At 71.4% G+C, this 21950-nt stretch carries 20 protein-coding genes; 18 read left to right on the forward strand and 2 right to left on the reverse strand.

Features of this window, described 5'->3' with window-relative positions:
• Positions 1 to 71: 71 nt before the first annotated feature.
• Together BMW85_RS36290 and BMW85_RS36295 are read left to right on the forward strand one after the other, a co-directional pair.
• The gene (locus BMW85_RS36290) at positions 72 to 1151 is read left to right on the forward strand and encodes a glycosyltransferase family 2 protein (protein ID WP_091090790.1); all 1080 of its coding nucleotides are present in this window, start codon (positions 72 to 74) and stop codon (positions 1149 to 1151) included.
• Positions 1148 to 2788, forward strand: a complete 1641-nt coding sequence (locus BMW85_RS36295) for a glycosyltransferase family 2 protein (protein WP_091090793.1) — start codon at positions 1148 to 1150, stop codon at positions 2786 to 2788. The genes BMW85_RS36290 and BMW85_RS36295 overlap by 4 nt, the downstream gene beginning before the upstream one ends.
• A 26-nt stretch (positions 2789 to 2814) precedes the next feature.
• Here the strand turns inward: BMW85_RS36295 and BMW85_RS36300 are convergent, their stop codons facing one another.
• On the reverse strand, positions 2815 to 4302 hold the full coding sequence (locus BMW85_RS36300; RefSeq protein ID WP_091090796.1) for a glycosyltransferase: 1488 nt from the start codon (positions 4300 to 4302) through the stop codon (positions 2815 to 2817).
• A 178-nt stretch (positions 4303 to 4480) separates the two neighbouring features.
• Between BMW85_RS36300 and thrC the strand changes: the two genes are divergently transcribed.
• The 5 genes from thrC to BMW85_RS36325 all read left to right on the forward strand — a co-directional run bounded on the left by thrC (position 4481) and on the right by BMW85_RS36325 (position 11056).
• Positions 4481 to 5539 carry a threonine synthase gene (gene thrC, locus BMW85_RS36305; protein WP_091090798.1) on the forward strand — a complete coding sequence of 353 codons (1059 nt, stop codon included), beginning with the start codon at positions 4481 to 4483 and terminating at the stop codon, positions 5537 to 5539.
• Between the two features lie 31 nt (positions 5540 to 5570).
• Positions 5571 to 6476 carry a homoserine kinase gene (gene thrB, locus BMW85_RS36310; RefSeq protein WP_091090800.1) on the forward strand — a complete coding sequence of 302 codons (906 nt, stop codon included), beginning with the start codon at positions 5571 to 5573 and terminating at the stop codon, positions 6474 to 6476.
• A 456-nt stretch (positions 6477 to 6932) separates the two neighbouring features.
• Positions 6933 to 9002, forward strand: coding sequence for a transcription termination factor Rho (gene rho, locus BMW85_RS36315; protein ID WP_091090803.1), 2070 nt, complete (start codon positions 6933 to 6935; stop codon positions 9000 to 9002).
• A gap of 149 nt (positions 9003 to 9151) precedes the next feature.
• Positions 9152 to 10411: a sensor histidine kinase gene (locus BMW85_RS36320; protein WP_177241066.1), complete on the forward strand. Its 1260-nt coding sequence runs from the start codon at positions 9152 to 9154 to the stop codon at positions 10409 to 10411.
• A gap of 9 nt (positions 10412 to 10420) precedes the next feature.
• Positions 10421 to 11056: a response regulator gene (locus tag BMW85_RS36325; RefSeq protein WP_091090806.1), complete on the forward strand. Its 636-nt coding sequence runs from the start codon at positions 10421 to 10423 to the stop codon at positions 11054 to 11056.
• Between the two features lie 25 nt (positions 11057 to 11081).
• Here BMW85_RS36325 and BMW85_RS36330 read toward each other — a convergent pair whose 3' ends face one another.
• A complete protein-coding gene (locus BMW85_RS36330; protein WP_143082522.1) occupies positions 11082 to 12116 on the reverse strand; it encodes a hypothetical protein in 1035 nt (344 codons plus the stop codon).
• Positions 12117 to 12314: 198 nt separating this feature from the next.
• Between BMW85_RS36330 and rpmE the strand changes: the two genes are divergently transcribed.
• The 11 genes from rpmE (at position 12315) to atpB (ending at position 21937) form a co-directional block, all read left to right on the forward strand.
• The gene (gene rpmE, locus BMW85_RS36335) at positions 12315 to 12533 is read left to right on the forward strand and encodes a 50S ribosomal protein L31 (RefSeq protein ID WP_091090811.1); all 219 of its coding nucleotides are present in this window, start codon (positions 12315 to 12317) and stop codon (positions 12531 to 12533) included.
• A 103-nt stretch (positions 12534 to 12636) separates the two neighbouring features.
• A complete protein-coding gene (gene prfA, locus BMW85_RS36340) occupies positions 12637 to 13689 on the forward strand; it encodes a peptide chain release factor 1 (protein ID WP_091090814.1) in 1053 nt (350 codons plus the stop codon).
• Positions 13686 to 14540: a peptide chain release factor N(5)-glutamine methyltransferase gene (gene prmC, locus BMW85_RS36345; protein ID WP_091090817.1), complete on the forward strand. Its 855-nt coding sequence runs from the start codon at positions 13686 to 13688 to the stop codon at positions 14538 to 14540. Before prfA ends, prmC begins: the two co-directional genes overlap by 4 nt.
• A gap of 21 nt (positions 14541 to 14561) precedes the next feature.
• Positions 14562 to 15209 (forward strand): L-threonylcarbamoyladenylate synthase, encoded by a 648-nt coding sequence (locus tag BMW85_RS36350; protein WP_091090819.1) that lies wholly within the window; start codon positions 14562 to 14564, stop codon positions 15207 to 15209.
• A 117-nt stretch (positions 15210 to 15326) separates the two neighbouring features.
• The gene (locus BMW85_RS36355) at positions 15327 to 17201 is read left to right on the forward strand and encodes a collagen-like domain-containing protein (protein WP_091090822.1); all 1875 of its coding nucleotides are present in this window, start codon (positions 15327 to 15329) and stop codon (positions 17199 to 17201) included.
• The gene (locus BMW85_RS36360) at positions 17201 to 17575 is read left to right on the forward strand and encodes a hypothetical protein (protein WP_091090824.1); all 375 of its coding nucleotides are present in this window, start codon (positions 17201 to 17203) and stop codon (positions 17573 to 17575) included. The genes BMW85_RS36355 and BMW85_RS36360 overlap by 1 nt, the downstream gene beginning before the upstream one ends.
• A gap of 52 nt (positions 17576 to 17627) precedes the next feature.
• Positions 17628 to 18893: a serine hydroxymethyltransferase gene (locus BMW85_RS36365; RefSeq protein WP_091090826.1), complete on the forward strand. Its 1266-nt coding sequence runs from the start codon at positions 17628 to 17630 to the stop codon at positions 18891 to 18893.
• A gap of 57 nt (positions 18894 to 18950) precedes the next feature.
• Complete coding sequence (locus BMW85_RS36370; protein ID WP_177241067.1) at positions 18951 to 20237, forward strand: glycosyltransferase family 4 protein; 1287 nt, start codon at positions 18951 to 18953, stop codon at positions 20235 to 20237.
• 130 nt (positions 20238 to 20367) lie between these two features.
• Positions 20368 to 20790: a Cg1360 family ATP-synthase-associated protein gene (locus BMW85_RS36375; protein ID WP_091090828.1), complete on the forward strand. Its 423-nt coding sequence runs from the start codon at positions 20368 to 20370 to the stop codon at positions 20788 to 20790.
• 66 nt (positions 20791 to 20856) lie between these two features.
• Positions 20857 to 21072, forward strand: coding sequence for an AtpZ/AtpI family protein (locus tag BMW85_RS36380; RefSeq protein WP_245775267.1), 216 nt, complete (start codon positions 20857 to 20859; stop codon positions 21070 to 21072).
• Positions 21073 to 21139: 67 nt separating this feature from the next.
• On the forward strand, positions 21140 to 21937 hold the full coding sequence (gene atpB, locus BMW85_RS36385; protein WP_177241068.1) for a F0F1 ATP synthase subunit A: 798 nt from the start codon (positions 21140 to 21142) through the stop codon (positions 21935 to 21937).
• Positions 21938 to 21950 lie beyond the last annotated feature (13 nt).

Raw genomic sequence — 21950 nt, forward strand, 5'->3', positions numbered from 1 at the left:
CGCCGGAAGGCCGCGAAACGGGCGTAAGGTAGGCGCCGACTGAATCCCCGCGGTCGAGGAGCACCCATTTCATGTCCGTCACCCCGTGCGGTTTCCTGCGCACGCCGGAGAAGGGGCCGGCCCGCCTGCACTGGGCGGGCGGCGGATGGGCGGTGGACGGCCGCCCGCCCGCCGTGCCCGAGCTGCGCCCGCTGCGCGGCCTGGAGATCGAGTGGCCGGACGGTCCGGTGCCCCTCGACGGGATCGTCGAGCTGGCCGCGGCCGGCGTCCCGCTGACCGCCGAGCGGGCCCCCGACTGGGTGCCCGCCGGCCTCGCGGCGCTGCTCACCGACCGCGACTGGCTCGGCCACGCCGCCGACGGCACCCCCCGCAGCCTCGCCGACCTGCGGCGGGAGGAGCACAGCGTACGCCTGCGCCGCCTCGCCCACCCCGCGCCCGCGACCCCGCCCAGCGTCAGCATCGTCATGGCCACCAAACGGCCGGCCCTGGTCGGCGCGGCGCTGGCGCAGATGGAGCGGCAGCGCGGCGTGACGGCCGAGGTGGTGCTGGGGCTGCACGGCGTGCCGTACGAGCACGTACGTGAGGCGGTCGACAACTGCGCGCTGCCGGTGCGGTGGGTCGAGGTCGCGGAGTCGGTGCCGTTCGGCGAGGTGCTCAACCAGGCGGCGGCGCTCGCCGGCGGCGACCTCCTCGCCAAGTGGGACGACGACGACTGGTACGGCCCCGACCACCTGTCCGACCTGGTCATGGCCCGCGCCTACGCCGGGGCCGACATCGTCGGCACCACCGCCGAGTTCTTCTACCTGGAGCCCCTGAAGGCCACGATCAGGCGGACGACGTTCGCCAGCGGCGCCGGCTATCCGAGCGAGGTCTACTCCGACCACGTGGCCGGCGGCACGATCATGGTGCCGCTGGCGCGGTTCAGGGAGCTCGGCGGCTTCCCGCCGGTCGCGCGGGCCGTGGACCTCGAGTTCCTCAAGGCGGCCTCGGGGGCGGGCGCGAAGATCTACCGTACGCACGGGCTCGGCTACGTCCTGCGCCGCGGGCTGAGCGGCGACCACACCTGGCAGCTCCCGCTCGCCCACTTCGTCAAGGTGGCCGCCAACCAGTGGCGCGGGTTCCGGCCGAGCCTGCTCATGGAGGCCGCGTGACCGACCGGATCGCCCGCGTACGCGGCAACGACTACCGGACGTTGCGGCCGGAGCCCGGCTTCACACCGGAGCTGACGGTCAGCGTCGTCGTCCCCGCGTACGGCGGGCAGGACAAGCTCGACCTCGTGCTGGCGGCGCTCGCCCGGCAGACCTATCCGGCGGAGCTCACCGAGGTGATCGTCGTCGACAACGGCAGCGAGCCGCCGCTGCGCCTGCCCGGGGCCGCGCCCAAGGGCGCCCGGCTGATCCGCTGCCCCGAGCCGGGCCGGGCCGCCGCGCGCAACGCCGGGCTGGCCGAGGCCAGCGGCGAGGTCATCCACTGGCTCGACTCCGACGTTGTGCTCACGCCCGGCGCGATCGAGGCCCACATGCGCTGGCACCACACGGCGCCCTACCTCGTCGTCACCGGCTACATCAGGTTCACCGAGGCCGAGCCGCCCGCCGAGCTGCCCGACGACCTGGAGGCGCACTTCGAGCCGGCCGAGCCGCACACCTGGATCGTCGACCTCGTCGAACGCACCGGCGGGCTCACCGACAACCCGCAGCGGCCCTTCAGCCTGCACGTCGGCGGCGCCACCTCGGTCCACGCCCGGCTCGTCGCGGCGGCCGGGCCGATGGACGACGACCTCGTACTCGGCCAGGACACCGAGATGGGCTACCGGCTGAGCCAGGCCGGCGCGGTCTTCGTGCCCGAGCCGGCCGCCCGCGCCTACCACCTCGGGCCCACCATGCGGATGCGCGACAAGCCGGCCATCGACCGGGTGAGCCACGCGTTCGTGGCCGACCGCGTCCCCGCCTACCGGTGGCTGCGCGGGCATCCGGGGCGGCAGTGGAAGGTCCCCTACGTGACGGCCGTCGTGGACGGCACGGCGGGCTACGACGAGGTGCGGGCGAGCGTGGACGCGCTGCTCGCCGCGACCGTGCCCGACCTGTCGGTGCTGGTCGTCGGGCCCTGGGACACCCTGCGCCGCGAGCGCCGCGCCCCGCTCCGCGACCCCGCACTGGACCTGGTGCTGGTCGAGGGCCACTACCGGTACGACGGGCGGGTGCGCCTCGCCGCCGCCGCCGAGGACGTGGACCCCGCCGTCCCGTACGTGCTGCGGCTGCCCGCCGGCTGGGTCCCCGAGGAGGACAGCCTGGCCCGGCTGCTCGACCTGGCCCGCGACGAAGGGCTGGGGCTGGTCAACGTGCTGCTGAGCGAGTCGGCCGAGGGCGTGGTCGCGGCCCGGCTCGAACGCCTCTCCGCCTTCGCCAGGGCCCGCCTCGTGGCCGCGCCCGGCGAGGACCTGGACGACGTGGTGGACGAGGTGTCCGGCGTCACGTGGGTGGACGGCGAGACGTACGGATTCGCCGCCGAAGCGGCGGCGCCGCCCCTGGGCCGGCGGAGCGTCTACCGGGCACGGGCGGAGGCCCAGGCCGAGGCGGCCCGGCTGGCCAAGGAGAACGAGCGGCTGCGGGCGCAGGTGAGCAAGTGGAAGGAGGAGGCCGGGCGCTGGCGCAAGTCGGCGGTCGAGCTCCGGCGCGAGGTCGGCGGTCTGCGCCGCGAGCTCGCCGCCGCCAACCGCGCGGCCCAGCAGAGCCTCCGCACAGTCGTCTCCACCACCATGCGCCGCGCCCTCCGCCGCCCCCGCGACTAAAGCTACGCAGCCGCCCCAGGTCGCGGTCAGTTGGGGCGGAGGGCGGACTTCAGGCGGCCGAGCAAGGAGCGCTCGGCATCAGCGGCGGGCATCGTCACCGGCCCAGGCGCCGGGATGGTGACCGGCTCGGGCTGCTTCGGTGCGGGCCAGTAGCGGTCCGGCGGCTCGTGCCGTACGCCGTGCGTGGCCGCGATGACCGCGTCCAGGTCGGCGGGGCCGGCGCCGGGCTCGGTGAGCAGGACCGCGCGCCCCAGCGCCGACGTACGCTCCAGCCGGGCCGTCCGCCCGTCCGGCAGGTCAACGACGAGCACGCCCGCCAGGTCCTTCTGCGCCGACTCGATCATGCGCTCCAACGTCGCCCGGTGCAGCGGCACGTCCACGGGCCCCCGGTAGCGGAACGGGCACGGCGCGGGTGTCGGCGCGGCCTCGTCGATGAGCCGGATGCGTTCGTCGTGCGCGAACAGGTCGCGCAGCAGCCGCAGCTCGAAGCACGGGTCGCCGAGCACCGAACGCCGCCCGTCCCGCAGCAGCGACCACGGCCCGACCAGCGTCACCACGACGTCCTGCAGCTTGCCGCCGAGCGCCGCCGCGACCGCCTGCCGCACCACCGTCCCGGAGGTGTCGGTGACGTCGAGCACGACCTCCACGTACGGCACCAGCCACCGCCGTCCGGGATCCTTGCGCAGGTCCCTGCGCAGCGGGATGCGGTGCGCCAGGTAGGGCTCGACCGCCCGCACCGCCTGCTCCCTGTCGCGGTGCTGCGCCGGCAGCCCCAGGTGGACGGCCTGCGCCTCCAGGTCGGGGACGAACACGACGCCGTGCATGGCCAGCCGGTAGGCGAACTCGGTGTCCTCGCCGCGCGCCACGGTCGGGTCGAGACCGCCCACGGCGTGGAAGACCTCCCGCGACAGGGCGAACGTCGGCCCCGTACACACGTGGTACGGGTTGCGGCTCGCGCGCAGCCCGTCCGTCTTGGCGATCGTCGCCTCGGTGGAGCTGGAGACGGCCTCCTCCAGCGCGAACACCTCGTCCAGGCGCCGGGCCTGGAAGACCTGCCGGGGCGTGACGGCCGGCGGCTCGACGAACTTCTTCATCCCGATCGTGACCAGGTAGTCGGTCACATGGTGCCAGCGGGCCAGCGCCTCGATGTGCTCGCGGCAGGCCACCATGTCCGAGTCGAGCCGCTGGATGATCTCGCCGTCGGCGGCCTTGGCGCCGGTGTTGACGGCGTTGGAGATGCCCCAGCCGTCCCGCACCCGTACGACGCGCGTGTTGACCGGCCGCAGCTCGGGCAGGCGGATGGGCGGCTCGCTGCCGTCGTCGACGACGAGGACCTCCATCAGCCGGTCCGGGTACGTCTGCGCCGCCAGCGCCGCCAGCGTCAGGTCGAGCTTGTCCTGCCCGCCGTGCGCCGGTATCACCACGCTCACGGAAAGGGCGGGTGACCAGGCGCCCAGCGGCGGCGCCTCGATCGGCGAATAGTCGTTCTGCCTCAGAGCAGGACGCGCGTTCATGGTCGTGACCCCCTGCCGAGACCTTATCGGGAGATGCTGAGAATTTCCTCAATAGCACCGTTGTCCAACCCATACGTCCGACCCGTGTCCGAGCTGTGTCCGACTCATGGACGCGAATCGGCTGCGGTCGCCCGCACCCCGTACACTCTGTGACCAACACCGCAGGTAGGGAGTCATCATGAGCAGGTCGTGGCGTGGCCTCATCGAGGAATACCGCGAGCGTCTTCCCGTGACGACGAAGACGCCGGTCATCACGCTGCTCGAAGGCGGCACGCCGCTGGTGCCCGCGCACCGCGTCTCCGCCCTCACCGGGTGCGACGTCTACCTGAAGGTCGAGGGGGCCAACCCGACCGGCAGCTTCAAGGACCGCGGCATGACGATGGCCATCAGCAAAGCCGTCGAGGAGGGAGCCAAGGCGGTCATCTGCGCCTCCACCGGCAACACCTCCGCCTCCGCCGCGGCCTACGCCGTGCGCGCCGGGCTGACCTGCGCCGTCCTGGTGCCGCGCGGGAAGATCGCCATGGGCAAGCTCGCCCAGGCGCTCGTGCACGGGGCCACGCTGCTGCAGGTCGAGGGGTCGTTCGACGACTGTCTGGAGATGACCCGCAAGCTGTCGTCCAGCTACCCGATCGCGCTGGTCAACTCGGTCAACCCCTACCGGCTGCAGGGGCAGAAGACGGCCGCGTTCGAGATCGTCGACACGCTCGGCGACGCGCCCGACATCCACTGCATCCCGGTGGGCAACGCGGGCAACATCTCGGCCTACTGGATGGGCTACCAGGAATACTTCGACGACGGCCTGGCGACGCGGAAGCCGCGCATGTTCGGCTTCCAGGCGAGCGGCGCCGCGCCGATCGTCCAGGGCGCGCCGGTGACCCGTCCGCACACCATCGCCACCGCCATCCGCATCGGCAACCCGGCCTCCTGGTCGCTCGCCACGGCGGCGCGCGACGAGTCGGGCGGCGTCATCCAGTCGGTGACCGACCGGCAGATCGCGGCGGCGTACAAACTGCTGGCCCAGGAAGAGGGCGTGTTCGTGGAGCTGGCCTCGGCGGCGAGCGTCGCCGGGCTGCTCCAGGCGCACGAGCAGGGCCTGGTCGAGCCGGGGCGGCGCATCGTCTGCACCGTCACCGGCAACGGACTCAAGGACCCTGACTGGGCCATCTCGGGAGCGCCGGCGCCGACGGTGATCCCCATCGACGTCCACGCCGCCGCGGCGGCGCTCAACCTCGCCTGACGGGGGCGGGGAGTGAGGATCTGATGCGTGAATGAGGACCGTTGACATCCGCGTGCCCGCCACCTCGGCGAACCTCGGCCCGGGTTTCGACGCGCTCGGCCTCGCGCTGAGCCTGTACGACGAGGTCGAGGCCGGCCTCACCGGCGAGCGCGGCGTCGAGGTCAGCGTGAGCGGCGAGGGCGCGGGTGAGGTCGACCTCGGCGAGCGCCACCTGGTCGTACGCGCCATGCGCGAGGCGTTCGGCCGCATGGGGGTCGCGCAGCCCGCGGGCATCCGCCTGCGCTGCCGCAACCGCATCCCGCACGCCCGCGGCCTCGGCTCGTCGTCGGCCGCCGTGTGCGCCGGACTGCTCGCCGCCCGCGCGCTCGCGGAGGTCGAGTGGCCGGACGACGAGGTGTTCGCGCTGGCCACCGAGATGGAGGGCCACCCCGACAACGTGGCGCCGTGCCTGGCGGGCGGTCTCACCGTCGCCTGGTCCGACCACGCGGGGGCGCCGCATATGGTGAAACTGGCTCCCGACCAGCGGGTCCGTCCCGTCGTCCTGGTTCCGTCCGCGCGGCTGGCGACGGAGACCGCCCGGGGGCTGCTGCCGAAGGACGTGCCCCACAAGGACGCCTCCTTCAACGCCGGCCGGGCCGCGTTGCTGATAGCCGCGCTGACCCAGCGGCCCGAGACGGGGCTCCTGCTCGCCGCCACGGAAGATCGGCTCCATCAGCATTACCGCGCGCCTGCGATGCCGCAGAGCGCGGCTCTGGTAGAACGTCTGCGTGCAGTGGGCGTGCCCGCGGTCGTTTCGGGAGCGGGTCCCACGGTTCTTGCGTTTTCGACATCGGATACGCAGGATTTGATCGCGCCAGAAGTGGGTAATGACTGGCACATCCAGCAAATGGACGTCGACCCGGTTGGTGCGAACGTTCAGTTCCCCGAGACACGCTGATGCCTCTTTAGACCTTCAGGGAATAGCCGTGTGCGCTGGTGATGTTAGGCTGATAGCCGCACCAGATGCCCCCTTGGTGGGTGCGTGCTTGTCAGCCACACATCGCTGCATCATGCTTCACGTCGCGAGGCGTGGGCAGCGCGGCTGTCTCCCCGGAATTAGTCGCCTCCGGTTGGCCCACACCCGGTTGGCCCGAACCGAGGCGTCGACGACGGGGATCTGCGCATTCGAATCCAATCGACATCTGGCTGGCGACAGCAATCTGGGGGGTGTCAGGCACGCGCCACGGCCCAGCGGCGGCGTGACCAACCCCTCTCCAAGAGTGGCGGCCGTCTCCAGCGACAGCCGAAGATCGCAAAGTGCACCCCGACCCGGTCTGTCCCGCCGGATCGCAAGCACCTCCGGGACGCCCGGCAGAACAAAACCGGCGCCCGACCCCTGGGAAGGACCTTTTAGTTGAGCGACACCACCGAACTCCTCTCCGACGCACCAGGCGCTGAGCCCGCGTCCGGCGACACCCCCACTCGCGCCGCGGCCAAGCCTCGTGCGCGTCGCTCCGGCACCGGCCTGTCCGCCAAGGTGCTGCCCGAGCTGCAGAAGATCGCAGCTGAGCTGGGCATCAGCGGGACGGGGCGCATGCGGAAGAGCCAGCTGATCGCGGCCATCCAGGAGAAGCAGGGTGGCGGCACGGGCGACGCCGCGCCGGCCCCCGCGGCCGCCGCGGAGGCGCCCGCACCCGTGGCCGAGGCGGCCCCCGCGGCCGAGCGGCCCACCCGGGCACGCAGGGAACGTTCCCGCGCCAAGACCGCCGTCGAGGAGCCCGCGCCGCAGCCGGCGCCGCAGCCCGTGGCCGCCGCGCCGGAGCCCGTGGCCCAGGCGCCCGAGCCCGTGGCCGCGCCCGCCGCAGCCGCCGAGCCCGTCGTCGAGCAGGCCCAGGCCGCCGACGCCGGCCAGGGCGAGCAGCGCGCCGAGCGCGGCGAGAGCCGCAGGGAGCGCCGCAGCCGTGGCGAGCGCCGTGAGCGCGGCGAGCGGTCCTCCGACCGTTCCGCAGACCGTTCCGCCGAGCGGTCCTCCGACCGTTCGTCCGACCGCGGTGAGCGCGGTGACCGGGGCGAGCGCGGTGACCGCGGCGAGGGTGGCCGCACCGACGGTCGCACGGACGGCCGGGCCGACGGTCGCGCCGCCGACGCGGGCAGCCGCGGCGAGCAGCGGGGCGAGCAGCGGGGCGACCAGCGCGGTGACCAGCGCGACCAGCGCGGTGACCAGCGGGGCGGCGGCGCCGACGACGACGAGCGCGGTGGCCGCGGCCGCCGTGGCCGCTTCAGGGAGCGCAACCGTGGCCGTGGCCGCGAGCGCTTCGAGGCGGGCGAGCCCGTCATCGGCGACGACGACGTGCTCATCCCGATCGCCGGCATCCTCGACATCCTCGACAACTACGCCTTCGTCAGGACCAGCGGCTACCTTCCGGGCAGCAACGACGTCTACGTCTCGCTCGCCCAGATCCGCCGCAACGGCCTGCGCAAGGGCGACGTCATCACCGGCGCGGTCCGCCAGCCCCGCGAGGGCGAGCGGCGCGAGAAGTTCAACGCCCTGGTCCGCCTCGACACCGTCAACGGCATGGACCCGGACCAGGCCCGCAACCGGCCCGACTTCAACAAGCTGACGCCGCTCTACCCGCAGGAGCGCCTGCGCCTGGAGACCGAGCCCAACATCCTCACCACGAGGATCATCGACCTCGTCTCCCCGATCGGCAAGGGCCAGCGCGGCCTCATCGTCTCTCCGCCCAAGGCCGGCAAGACGATGGTGCTGCAGGCCATCGCCAACGCGATCACCCGCAACAACCCCGAGTGCCACCTGATGGTCGTGCTCGTGGACGAGCGGCCGGAAGAGGTCACCGACATGCAGCGGTCGGTGAAGGGCGAGGTCATCCACTCGACCTTCGACCGTCCTGCCGAGGACCACACCACGGTCGCCGAGCTCGCCATCGAGCGCGCCAAGCGCCTGGTGGAGCTGGGCCACGACGTGGTCGTCCTGCTCGACTCGATCACCCGGCTCGGCCGCGCCTACAACCTGGCGGCCCCGGCGTCCGGGCGCATCCTGTCGGGTGGTGTCGACTCCACGGCCCTCTACCCGCCCAAGCGTTTCTTCGGCGCCGCCCGCAACATCGAGAACGGCGGCTCGCTGACGATCCTCGCCACGGCCCTGGTCGAGACCGGGTCCAAGATGGACGAGGTCATCTTCGAGGAGTTCAAGGGCACCGGCAACATGGAGCTCAAGCTCAACCGGTCCCTGGCCGACAAGCGCATCTTCCCCGCGGTGGACGTCGACGCGTCCGGCACCCGTAAGGAAGAGATCCTCATGGCCAGGGAAGAGCTCCAGATCGTCTGGAAGCTGCGCCGGGTGCTGCACGCGCTCGACATGCAGCAGGCGCTGGAGCTGCTCCTGGAGAAGATGAAGGAGACCAAGTCCAACGCGGAATTCCTGCTCCAGGTCCAGAAGACCACGGTGAGCAGCGACCGCGACTAGCGGCACGACGGCGAAGGGCGGCAGGTGACTCACCTGCCGCCCTTTCCGCGTTCGAGGGGCGTCCCCGGGGCCGATACGGGGGTTAGCCCCACCCTGGAACGCGAGTCACCTCCATTCCCGCGCGAGGCCGGGCAGTGCAGGCTTGCGTCATGCGATCCGTGGCGTTGAAGGACCGGGTGCCCTGGGGGCCCAAAGGGCCGCTGGGGGTGCTGGCCGACCCCATGACGTGGCGGGCCGCGGCGTACCTGTTGGTCAGCGGGGTTGTCGGGATCGGCTGGTTCATGGTGTTGTCGTTCGCGGTGCCGGCCTCGCTCGCCCTGGCGGTGGTGTGGGTGGGCGTGCCGCTCGCCATGGCGACCGTGCTCATGTGGCGCGGCGGGGCGATGCTGGAGCGGCGGGTGCTGCGGGCGGCGTTCGGGGTGCGCATCGCGGACCCGTACCGGCGGCGGCCGGAGGGCGGGGTGGGGGCGCACATCCAGTGGCTCGTCACCGACCCCGCGACCTGGAAGGACCTGGGCTACCTGCTCATGCTGGTGCCGCTCGGCGCGGTCGAGACGGTGGTGTCGTTCGGGCTGTGGCTGACGACGGCGGGGCTGCTCCTCGCGCCGGTCATGTTGCAGGTGAGCCGGGCCGAAGGTGATGCCTACCTGGTGGAGGACGAGGTCGCCGCCTGGTTGTGCGTGCCCGCCGGGCTCGTGCTGCTCGTGCTGACCGCCTACCTCGCCCGCGCGATGGGCTGGCTGCACGGGACACTCGCGACCGTCCTGCTCGGCGCCCCCGAGGAGGAGCGGCTGCGGGCCAGCCGCGCCCGCGGGGTGGACGCGGCCGAGGCCGAACGGCGCAGGATCGAACGCGACCTGCACGACGGCGCGCAGCAGCGGCTGCTGTCGGTCGCGGTGGACCTCGGGCGGGCGCAGGCCAAGTTCGACACCGACCCCGAGACGGCGCGCGACCTCATCGTCCAGGCCCACGCCGGCACCAAGGCCGCCATCGCCGAGCTGCGCGACCTCGCGAGGGGCATCCATCCGGCCATCCTCAGCGACCGCGGGCTCGACGCCGCGCTGTCCGGCCTGGCCGCGCGGGCCCCCGTCCGGGTGGACGTCACGGTCGAGCTGACCGAACGGCCGCCCGCCGCGGTGGAGAGCATCGCGTACTTCATCGTCGCCGAGGCGCTGGCCAACATGGCCAAGCACGCGGTCGCCACGGAGGCGTCGGTGTCGGTGTTCAGGGAACGGGCCGCCGTGGTCGTGGACGTGTGGGACAACGGCGTCGGCGGCGCCCTCGTCACCCCCGGCGGCGGGCTCGCGGGACTGGCGGACCGGGCGGCCACCATCGACGGCGTGCTCGTCGTGCACAGCCCCGTCGGCGGCCCCACGATCGTGCGCGCGGAGCTGCCCTGCGAGTGGTAAGCATGGGCCATGCGCGTGGTCATCGCCGAGGACTCCGTACTCCTGCGTGAAGGGCTCGCCCGGCTGCTGGCCGACGGCGGCATCGACACGGTCGCGGCCGTCGGCGACGGCCCGGCGCTGGAGGCCGCCGTGCGCGCACACCGGCCCGACCTGGCCATCGTCGACGTACGCATGCCGCCCACGCACACCGACGAGGGCCTGCGGGCGGCGCTGCGGGTGCGCGCCGAGCGCCCCGACTTCCCGATCCTCGTCCTGTCCCAGTACGTCGAGGAGCGCTACGCGGGCGACCTCATCGGCCGGGCCGTCGGCTACCTGCTGAAGGAGCGGGTGGCCGACGTGACCGAGTTCCTGGAGGCGGTGCGGCAGGTGGCGGCGGGCGGCACCGTCATCGACCCCGAGGTCGTGGTGCAGCTCCTCAGCAGGCAGCGCCGCGGCGCGCCGCTCGACTCGCTCTCCCCGCGCGAGCGCGAGGTGCTGGCCCTCATGGCGGAGGGCCGCTCCAACACCGCCATCGCCGCGCGGCTGGTCGTCACCGAGGGCGCGGTCGAGAAGCACATCTCCGGCATCTTCGCCAAGCTGGCCCTCGGGCCGGCGCCCGAGGACCATCGGCGGGTGCTCGCCGTGCTCACCTACCTCGGCCGGTGAGCCAGCAGGTGAATCAGCAGGTGAGTCAGCGGACGTCCACGAACTCCTGCGGCGACAGCGACGCGCTGGTCGTCTTCGTGCCGGGCACCCTGACGCGGTAGTAGCCGTCCTTGCGGGCCGTGTACGTCTTGGCGTACCTGCCGGTCGAGGTGGTCTTCGCGAAACCGAGCAGCTTGTACGTCTTGGTCCCCTTGACCTTGAAGTACATCTCGACGATCTTGCGCGGGTACGCCTTCGAGCCGCGGTAGACCTTCCCCGACACCTTGACCTTCTTGCCCGCCGCGACCTTGGCCGGGGCCGAGATCGTCACCCTCGACCGCGCCTTCTTGGAGGCGCCGTTGACCGGCTCGGCGACGGTGAAGCCGGCCACGCCCTTGAGCGTCTGGCCGCCCTTGTGCGCGTAGACCTCCAGCGTCCAGTCGCCCGGCGCGGTGTCGTCGGAGAAGTAGGTGGTGCCGCGGTACTTGCCGTCCGACTCCCTGGCGAGGTCGCCCAGGTCGTAGAACTCGCCGCCGCCCGCGCTGACCAGCTTGGCCGACACCTTGGACGCGTCCTTCACGCTCGCCTCGACCGTGACCTTCACGTCCTTGCCGGTGACCAGCCTCACCGGATCGGGGGTGATCTTCGCGGCGGTGATGCCCTGCTTGCCGGCCACCCGTACGACGAAGGGCGTGTTGCTCGTGCCGCCGTCGCGGGCGACGGCGACGTTGAGCTTCCACTCGCCCGCCGGGTCGTCCGCGGCGATCCGCCATCTGCCGGTGATCCGTTGCGTGTCCGCCGTGTCGCCGGGGCGGAAGTCGAACGTCACCGTACGTACGGCCCTGCCCGGCGCCTCGATGCCGCCCGTCACGCCCGTGACCTGGGCCGGGTTCTTGAGGTTGAGCGTCACAGTGCCCTCGACCTCGTTCTGCAGCGGGACGGAGGCGCTGGCGGACGCCTCTCCCGTGAAGTCGCCGGCGGCCCTGCGGCCGGTCGCGTCGGCGACGCTCGTGCCGGTGCCTCCCAGGAGAACGGCGGCCCCCATGGCGGTCGCGAGCAGCGACCTCAGCCTTCTTCTCATCCGGAGTTCCTAACAAGAGTGAGGGATGGTGCAAAGGAGCCTATTGCGGCGGCGCGCGGAGTGCGGGGGAGGTGCGCGGGAATGCACGATGGCCTGGGATGGTTGCACGATCTGGCACACTGGTAGCTGACCATTTTGCGGTTCCGGTTCACGCCATGCCTAGCGGCGACCCGGCGGCCGCAGCCCGAGAGGACAGCGATGAAGAGCGACATCCACCCCGATTACCACGTGACGCAGGTCTCCTGCTCCTGCGGTAACACCTTCACCACCCGCAGCACCGCCAAGAACGGCGTGATCCACGCCGACGTGTGCTCGGCCTGCCACCCGTTCTACACGGGCAAGCAGAAGATCCTGGACACCGGCGGCCGGGTGGCGCGCTTCGAGAAGCGCTTCGGCAAGAAGGCCGCGGGCAAGTAGCTCACCACACGCCGGCCCGGCCGCACACCCGCGTGCGCCGGGTCGGCGTTGTCGGTAAGCGACACCACGCCCTCAGCCGATTCCCACACCTCAAGGACCCACGGTGAACCTCGACGAGTTGCTCAAGGAGTATTCCGAGCTGGAGCTGCAGCTCGCCGACCCCGCCGTGCACGCCGATCAGTCCAAGGCCCGCACCCTGGGCCGCCGCTACTCCCAGCTCACCCCGATCGTGACCACCTATCGGGAGCTGGGCTCGGTCCGCGAGGACCTCGACGCGGCCAAGGAGCTCGCCGGCGAGGACGAGTCGTTCGCGGCCGAGGCCGCCGAGCTGGAGGCGCGCGTCCCGCAGCTGGAGGAGCGGCTCAAGCACCTGCTCATCCCGCGCGATCCCAATGATGACAAGGACATCATCATGGAGATCAAGGCGGGCGAGGGCGGCGAGGAGTCCGCGCTGTTCGCCGGCGACCTGCTGCGCATGTATCTCCGCTACGCCGAGCGGCTGGGCTGGAAGACCGAGGTCATCGACTCCCAGCCGTCCGACCTCGGCGGCTACAAGGACGTCACGGTCGCCATCAAGGCCAAGGGTGACGAGGGCGTGTGGTCCAGGCTCAAGTTCGAGGGCGGCGTCCACCGCGTGCAGCGGGTGCCCGTCACCGAGTCGCAGGGCCGCATCCACACCAGCGCCGCCGGCGTGCTCGTCTACCCCGAGGCGGAGGAGGTCGACGTCCAGGTCGACCCCAACGACCTGCGCATCGACGTCTACCGCTCCAGCGGCCCCGGCGGCCAGAGCGTCAACACCACCGACTCCGCGGTCCGCATCACCCACCTGCCGACCGGCGTCGTCGTCTCCTGCCAGAACGAGAAGAGCCAGCTCCAGAACAAGGAGTCGGCGATGCGCATCCTGCGCGCCCGGCTGCTGGCCATCGCCCAGGAGGAGGCCGAGGCCGCGGCGCAGGCCGAGCGCAAGTCCCAGGTCCGCACGGTCGACCGCTCGGAGCGCGTCCGCACCTACAACTTCCCGGAAAACCGCATCTCCGACCACCGCGTCGGCTTCAAGGCGTATAACCTCGACCAGGTGCTCGACGGCGAGCTCAACGCCGTCACCCAGTCCCTCATCGACGCCGAGATGGCGGAGAAGCTCGCACAACACTCATGAGTCTGCTGCTGGACGAGATCGCCCTCGCCACCGCCCGGTTGGCTGAGGCAGGCGTGCCCTCACCGCGTACGGACGCGGAGGAGATCGCGGCGTTCGTCCACGGCGTGCGCAGAAGCGAGCTCCACACGGTCAAGGACGCCGACTTCGACGCGTTGTTCTGGGAGGGCGTCGCACGGCGCGAGGCCCGCGAGCCGCTGCAGCACATCACCGGCCACGCCTACTTCCGCTATCTGGAGCTCGCGGTCGGGCCCGGCGTGTTCGTGCCGCGCCCCGAGACCGAGGTCATGGCCGGCTGGGCCATCGAACGGCTGCGCGAGATGGACGTCAACGCGCCGCTCGTCGTCGACCTCGGCACCGGCTCCGGGGCCATCGCCCTGTCGATCGCCCAGGAGGTCGCGCTGGCCGAGGTGCACGCCGTGGAGGTCGATCCCGCGGCCTACACCTGGGCCAAGCGCAACATCACCGAGCTCGGCCAGGGCCGCACCCACCTGCACCCGGAAGACCTCGCCGAGGCGCTGCCCGAGCTCGACGGCAAGGTCGACCTGGTCATCTCCAACCCGCCCTACATCCCGCCCGGCGCGATCCCGCGCGACCCCGAGGTCCGCGACTACGATCCCGCCCGCGCGCTCTACGGCTCCGGCGACGACGGGCTCGAAGAGGTCCGCGCGGTCGAGCGCACCGCGCGCCGGCTGCTGCGGCCGGGCGGCTGGGTCGCCGTCGAGCACGCCGACCAGCAGGGCCGGGCCGTCTACCTGACCTTCCCCGAGGACAACGGCTGGCGCGACGTGCGCCTGCGCCAGGACCTCACCAGAAGGGACCGCTTCGTCACGGCCCGCCTGGGCCAGGACTGAGTCACCACCGAGGAGTACGCCGTGGGACGACGCTTTGACTGCTCAGACCCGGAGCAGAAGGCAGAGGGGCTGAAGGAGGCCACGGAGGCCGTACGCAGGGGCGAGCTCGTGGTGCTGCCCACCGACACCGTCTACGGCATCGGCGCCGACGCCTTCACCCCGGCCGCGGTCACCGCCCTGCTCGACGCCAAGGGGCGCGGGCGTGACATGCCGCCGCCGGTGCTCGTGGGCACCGTACGAGCGGCCACAGCGCTCGTGGACGACCTGGGGCCGTACGGGCAGGATCTCATCGACGCCTTCTGGCCGGGGCCGCTCACGCTCGTCTGCAAGGCCAACAGGGCCCTTTCCTGGGACCTGGGCGACACCAAGGGGACGGTCGCCGTCCGCATGCCGCTCCACCCGGTGGCGCTCGAACTGCTCAAGGAGACCGGCCCCATGGCCGTCTCCAGCGCCAACCGCTCCGGCGCCCCGGCGGCCACGACGGCCGAGGACGCGGAGACGCAGCTCGGCGAGTCGGTCGCGGTCTACCTCGACGGCGGCAAGACCACCGACAACACGCCCTCCACCATCCTCGACCTCACCACCGCCGTGCCCAGACTGCTGCGGCAGGGGGCGATCCCGGTGCAGAAGCTGCGCGGCATCATCGGGTACGTCGCCACCGACGACTGACCCTCCGGGCGGGGTGACCTGCCGCTCGACGTATACCGTCTGCTTATCCCGGCTGCGGTGGCGCTCCGGCCGTGATTACGGTGAGGCCCGGAGCGGCGAGACGTCGGGGAGTGGCCCATGGGCAAGTACGACGGCATGGATCCCAAGCTCGTGCGCGAGCTGCTGACCGAGGCGAAGCACGCGGCCACGGAGATGCGGGCGGTCGAGGACCGCGTCCGGTCCGCGCTCGGCCGCGCCGGGGTGTCGGCACGGACCACGCACCGGCCCGCCCAGGTCGCCGACGCCGTCGACGCCATGGTCAAGGACGTGAACGGGCGGCTCGCGGTGCTGGAGAAACGGGCCGAAAAGCCGGACAAACCCGACACCACCCGCCGCGCAGACCCAGTGTCCCCTGGCACCCACGAAACCCCGAAGACCGACGCCGACGGCAAGACGGGCGCGGACAGCAGGACCGGCGCTGACGGCAAGACCGACACTGACGAGAAGAAGAGCTCCGACGGCAAGACGGGTGCTGACGGCAAGACGGGCGCTGATGAGAAGAAGGGCGCCGACGGGAAGACGGGGGAGGACGGCAAGACGGGTTCTGACGGGAAGCCTGACGCTGACGGGAAGAAGGGCTCCGACGGGAAGCCCGACGCCGACGGGAAGACCTGTGACGGCACCGGGGACAAGAACGCCGGGACCGGGACCGACAAGGACACAGGCACAGGCACCGACACGGGGACGGGGACGAGAAGGGACGACAACGGCGTCACCGACACCCCCGCTAAAAACCACCCTGACGACACAGCAGCCACAAAACCCCACGTCGTCGAAGTGGACGGAGTCAAAGTCCTCCAGATCCCCTTGGACCCGCCCACGGCCGAGCAGGTCGAGGACATGCTCAGGAACGCCGACCAGATCCAACCGGCCGATATGCCCAAACCGCCCACGACCGACACCGGCGCCATCCCACCTCAGGACATGCCACGCGTCGAGGCGCCGGCAGGCGAGTACGGCAAGGGCGAATGGGCCGGAGGCGACATCCGCCCCGACGGCGCCTCCGGCTCCATCAACCCGAACGACCCCACCAGCGGCACCCCTCACCCCACCGCCCCCGGCACCGTCGATGCCGCCTACCCACGCGACGACAGCAACGCGACGACCATCACGCCGATCGACGACAAGCCCCCGAACACGGGCACGGACACGGGTACCGGCACGGGCACGGGTACGGGCACAGGCTGCGACTCCACCACCGACCGCACCCCGGGCGGCAACGGCACGACGACTGGGGGCACAGGCACGGGAGACGCCGGCGCCCCCTCAGGCGGCACGGGCGCGACCCCTGGCGGCATCGGCTCGGAGTCCGGTGGCGCGGATCCCACGCCACCTGGTGGCGGCTCCAACCAGGACGGCAACACAGGTACCGCTCCCGGCGACACCGGCACGACGACGCCAAGCGGCGAACGCACGACGCCGGACGGTGAGCGCACGACGCCGAGCGGCGACCGCACGACGCCGGGTGACGCGGGCACGGCCCGCGATGACGCCGGTTCGGCGCCGGGCGGGAACCAAGGAGTGGTCATCCCGCCGACACCGCCGGCGGCCGACGCCCCAGGGGCGGAGGGCGGCGGGGCTCAAGGTGGTGCACAGGTGCGGATCACGGCTGGGGGAGAGGTCCCCGGGTGGGCCGTGGCCGGTGGCGACGTGGGGTCCGCCGAGGTGACACAGCTCGATCAGGACGCCCCGCGCATCGTCGCCGACCATCACCGCGACCTTCAGCCCCAGGACCTCCCGTCCGTACGGATCCAGCCCGGCGACCACGGCACCGGCGCCTGGCCCGTCCAGGACCGCATCCGCCCCGACGGCCCACCGGGCACGATCGAGCCCGACCGGCCCGGCCATGCCGCCAGGCCCGACCAAGCCGACCGGCCCGACCAAGCCGACAGGCCCGACCAAGCCGACCGGCCAGACCGCCGAACCGCCCAGACGCCGGAAAGGAACGCGTGATGTACGTCGACCCGCCGGCGCCCCGCCCCAAAGCGGTGGACGAGCGCCCCCCGGCCACCTCCACCGGCCCCCTGGACAACCAGCCCGCCGCCTGGGAGTTCAACCCGGAGTACCAGCGCCTGGTCATCGCCTGGCAGACCGTCCTGCCCCAGCTGGAGTCACTCAGGACGACCCTGGACAAGGCGTTCAACCTGGCCAGGAGCCCCCAGACGTGGGACGCCCCGGTAGGCGAGCGGTACGTCCAGGACATCCGCGAGTGGCGCACCAGGTTGGCCGTCTACCGGCACGCGGTGCTGACGGCGATCAGTGACGAAGCTCACGACACGCCCCGCTGGATCCCGGCGAAGACGAGCGCCCCCCACGCCTTCCCCTAGACGTCCGGCCCCGCTCCTGGGAGAACCGGACACCGGGTCGTACAGTGGGGGAATGGGTGCGGAACCCTACTACGGCCCGGACTTCGGGCTGCTGCGGCGGAAGGATCCCGAGCTCGCCGAGGTGCTGCTCGACGAGCTGGCCCGCGAGCGCCACGGCCTGCAGCTCATCGCGAGCGAGAACTTCACCTCGCCCGCCGTCCTGGCCGCTCTGGGCTCGACTCTGACCAACAAGTACGCCGAAGGCTACCCGGGCCGTCGCTACTACGGCGGCTGCGAGGTGGTGGACCGCGCCGAGCGGCTGGCCGTCGAGCGCGCCATCAGGCTGTTCGGCGCCGAGCACGCCAACGTCCAGCCCCATTCCGGCGCCTCGGCGAACCTGGCCGCCTACGCCGCGGTCCTCCGTCCCGGCGACACGATGCTGGCCATGGCCCTGCCGCACGGCGGCCATCTCACCCATGGCTCGAAGGTGAACTTCTCGGGACGGTGGTTCGACGTCGTGCCGTACGGGGTGCGAAGGGACACCGAACTGATCGACTACGACGAGGTGCGGGACCTGGCGCTGCGGCATCGGCCGAAGGTCATCGTGTGCGGCGCCACGGCGTACCCGAGGCTGATCGACTACGCGGCCTTCCGCGGCATCGCCGACGAGGTGGGGGCGTGGCTGCTGGCGGACGCGGCCCATCCGATCGGGCTGATGGCGGGCGGTGCGGTCCCGTCGCCGGTCCCGTACGCGGACATCGTGACGTTCACCACCCACAAGACGCTGCGCGGGCCGCGCGGCGGGGCGATCCTGTGCACCGCCGAGCTGGCCGACAGGATCGACCGGGCGGTGTTCCCGTTCCTGCAGGGCGGGCCGCTGATGCACGTGGTGGCGGCCAAGGCGGTGGCGTTCGGCGAGGCGTTGCGGCCGGAGTTCGCCGGTTACGCGCGCCGGGTGGTCGCCAACGCCCGCGCGCTCGCCGAGGCGCTGGGCGCGGAGGGGATGCGGGCGGTCTCGGGCGGCACCGACACGCATCTGGCGCTGGTGGACCTGCGCGACACGGGGGTGACGGGGGCGGAGGCCGAGCGGCGCTGCGCCGCGGCGGGCATCACGCTCAACCGCAACGCCATCCCGTACGACCCGGAGCCCCCGGCTGTCACCTCGGGAATCCGGGTGGGGACGCCCTGCGTCACCACGCAGGGGCTGGGGCCGGAGGAGCTGAAGGAGGTCGGCAGGCTCGTGGCGGCAGCGGTCCGCGATCCGGGCGCCGCCGAGGAGGTCAGGGAGGGAGTCGAGGCGCTGCTGGCCATATATCGGCCATATCTCAGCGAATATTAAGCTGGTCTGTGTCGTTTTCCGGTCACACATGGCCGGGACATCCGGGAGACTAGGCTCGTGCGCGAATACCTGTTCATGGCGCTCATCGCGGCGGCGGTGACCTATCTGCTGGTTCCGCTCGTGCGCCGCTTCGCGATCCGCATCGGCGCCATGCCGGAGGTTCGTGATCGCGACGTGCACACCACGCCGACGCCCCGCCTGGGCGGTCTGGCGATGTACGGCGGACTGGTGGCGGGGTTGCTGGTCGCCAGCCAGCTCACGCACACGGGCAAGGCACTGACCGAGACCGACGTCAACGCGGTCACGGCGCTCATCGTGGCCGGCGGGCTGATCACGCTGACCGGGTTCCTCGACGACTGGTGGGGCATGGACGCCTTCATCAAGCTCGGCGGCCAGGTCGCGGCGGCGGGCGTGCTGGTCTTCTTCGACCTGCGCCTGCTCTACATCCCGCTGCCCCAGAACTGGGGCGGCTCCATCAGCCTCGACCCCACGCTCAGCACCGTGATCACCATCATGGTCGTGGTGGTCACGATCAACGCGGTCAACTTCGTCGACGGCCTCGACGGCCTCGCGGCGGGGATCGTCTGCATCGCGGGCATGGCCACCTGGGCCTACTCGATCTTCCTGGCCGTCAACATCAGCGGCCCGCGCATCACCACGACGGCGGCCATCGCGGCCCTGCTCATCGGCACCTGCCTCGGCTTCCTGCCGCACAACTTCCATCCCGCGAAGATCTTCATGGGCGACACCGGGGCGATGCTCATCGGGCTCGTGCTGGCCTCGTCCATCGTCACCACCCCGGTCGACCCGGGGATCATCGAGGGCATGAACAAGGTGCCGGTGCTGCTGCCGCTGCTGCTGCCGGCGGCGGTGCTGATCCTGCCGCTGGTCGACCTCATCACGGCGGTCGTGCGGCGCACCTCGCGGGGGTTGTCGCCGTTCGCGCCCGACCGTGGCCACCTGCACCACCGGCTGATGGACATCGGCCACTCCCACCGCAGGTCGGTGCTCATCATGTACGCCTGGGCGTTCCTGTTCGCCTTCGGCATCGTGGGCATGTCCACGATCGGCGTGCCGGTGCTGCTGTTCCCGGTGGTCATCGTGTTCGCGCTGGTGGTGCTCGTGCTGATGGCGCTGCCGCGCTGGCGGGGCCGGGCCGGCACGCACGCGGCCTCGCGCGGCAAGCGGTCCGACGACGACGGCCCGCCCACGGGCCCGATGCCGCCGATCCCGCCGGAGCCCGAGGTCGGGCGGCGGATGCAGCCGCCGGGCGGGCCGGGGGCGCAGCGTTCGGCGGCGGCCGACGGCAATCCGGTCATTCCCGCCTTTCCGAGCCGTTCTTGATCGCGAACTAGAAACGGCAGGTAAAAGCGGTCTTCCGTGAGCTTGTGATATCTTTCACGAGCAGGGACCCCCGATGCACTTGTCCGCGGGGTAGCAAACGCTCGCTTGATAACTCGCTGATGGAGCACCGATGCAGGCCAACGACGTGCGCGTACTCAAGAGCGCCGCGATTCCGACCCTCGTGGTCGGGGTGGCCGCGGTGGTCGTCGCTCTTCTGACCGCCGGCGGCAAGGGTGCGCTGGGCGCCGCCCTGGGCACGCTGCTGGTCGGGGTCTTCTTCAGCATCAGTGTGGTGGCGGTCTCCTACGCCGCCCGGGTGTCCCCGCAGGTGATGGCGATCGCGGCGATGGTGAGCTATCTCGTCAAGGTCGTCGTCATCATGATCGTGCTCAACGCGTTCCGCGACACCACGGTCTGGAACACCCTCGCTTTCGCTTGGTCGGTCGTGATCTGCACCCTCGTGTGGACCGGGTTCGAGGTCCGCGCCTTCATGAAGACCAAGATGCTGTACGTCGACCCCGAGGCCAAGGTCCCCGGACAGGGTGACTCATGAGGCCGTTCCCTTGGGCGGGGCCCGATATGACTAGTCCTCTACTCGCCTGCTATCGTCGGGGCCGCGATGAGCGCACAGGAACGCCGACCGGAGACAGACGGTCGCGACTTCGCCGACGCCATGTGGTCAGTCCCCAGCTATCTGCTCTCAGGGATGGCCATCTACGGCGGTCTCGGGTGGTTGCTGGACCGGTGGTTGGGCATGTCCGCGTTCTTCCCCATAGGCGTGGTTCTTGGGGTTGTGCTCGCCGGCTACCTGGCCTACCGGAAGTTCGGTCGCTAACCCGGCGCAGCGATCACTCCGCCGAGGTAACTCTTGTGATCCACTACGACGTTGAAGGGAACGCCGCGTGAGTGCGCTGACGGTCCTCGCTCCTCATGGCGATCAGTTCGGGGCGCCTACGCCTGAAGAGCTGTTCAACCTGCCCCCCATCATCCCGGGGGTGGACTGGTTCACCAAGCCGGTCCTGCTCGCCCTGCTCGCCTCGGTCGTGGTGATCGTCCTGTGCTGGGGCGCCTTCGCCAACCCCAAGGTGGTGCCGAGGGGTCTGCAGAACGTCGTCGAGTACGGCTACATGTTCGTCCGCGACCAGGTCGCCCGGCCCTTCCTGGGCAAGGACGCCGACCGGTGGATGGGCCTGCTGGTCTCGATCTTCTTCCTGGTCCTGGTGTGGAACCTCATGGGCGTCATCCCCGTGCTGCAGTTCCCGGTCGCCTCGCACATCGCCTTCCCCGCGGTGCTCGCCGGCCTGATCTACATCCTCAAGATCTACCTCGGCATGAAGCACCAGGGCCCGGTCGGCTACTTCAAGAACATGATGTTCCCCCCCGGCCTGCCCAAGTTCATCTACGTGCTGCTCGCGCCGATCGAGTTCCTGTCGAACCTGATCATCGCGCCCTTCACGCACGCGGTACGACTCTTCGCGAACATGTTCGCGGGTCACATGCTGCTGGCCTTCTTCAGCATGGTCGGCTTCTGGTTCCTGTTCGAGAAGCTGACCCCGCTGGGCGCCCCTGTCGGTGTCCTCGGTGTGTTGATGACCATCGTCCTGACCGGCTTCGAGATGTTCATCCAGTTCCTGCAGGCCTTCCTGTTCGCGATGCTGGCGGCGATGTACATCGGCAACTCGCTGCACGCTGAGCACTGAGTCCCACGCACAC

Source organism: Nonomuraea wenchangensis (assembly GCF_900111685.1).
Lineage (GTDB): Bacteria > Actinomycetota > Actinomycetes > Streptosporangiales > Streptosporangiaceae > Nonomuraea > Nonomuraea wenchangensis.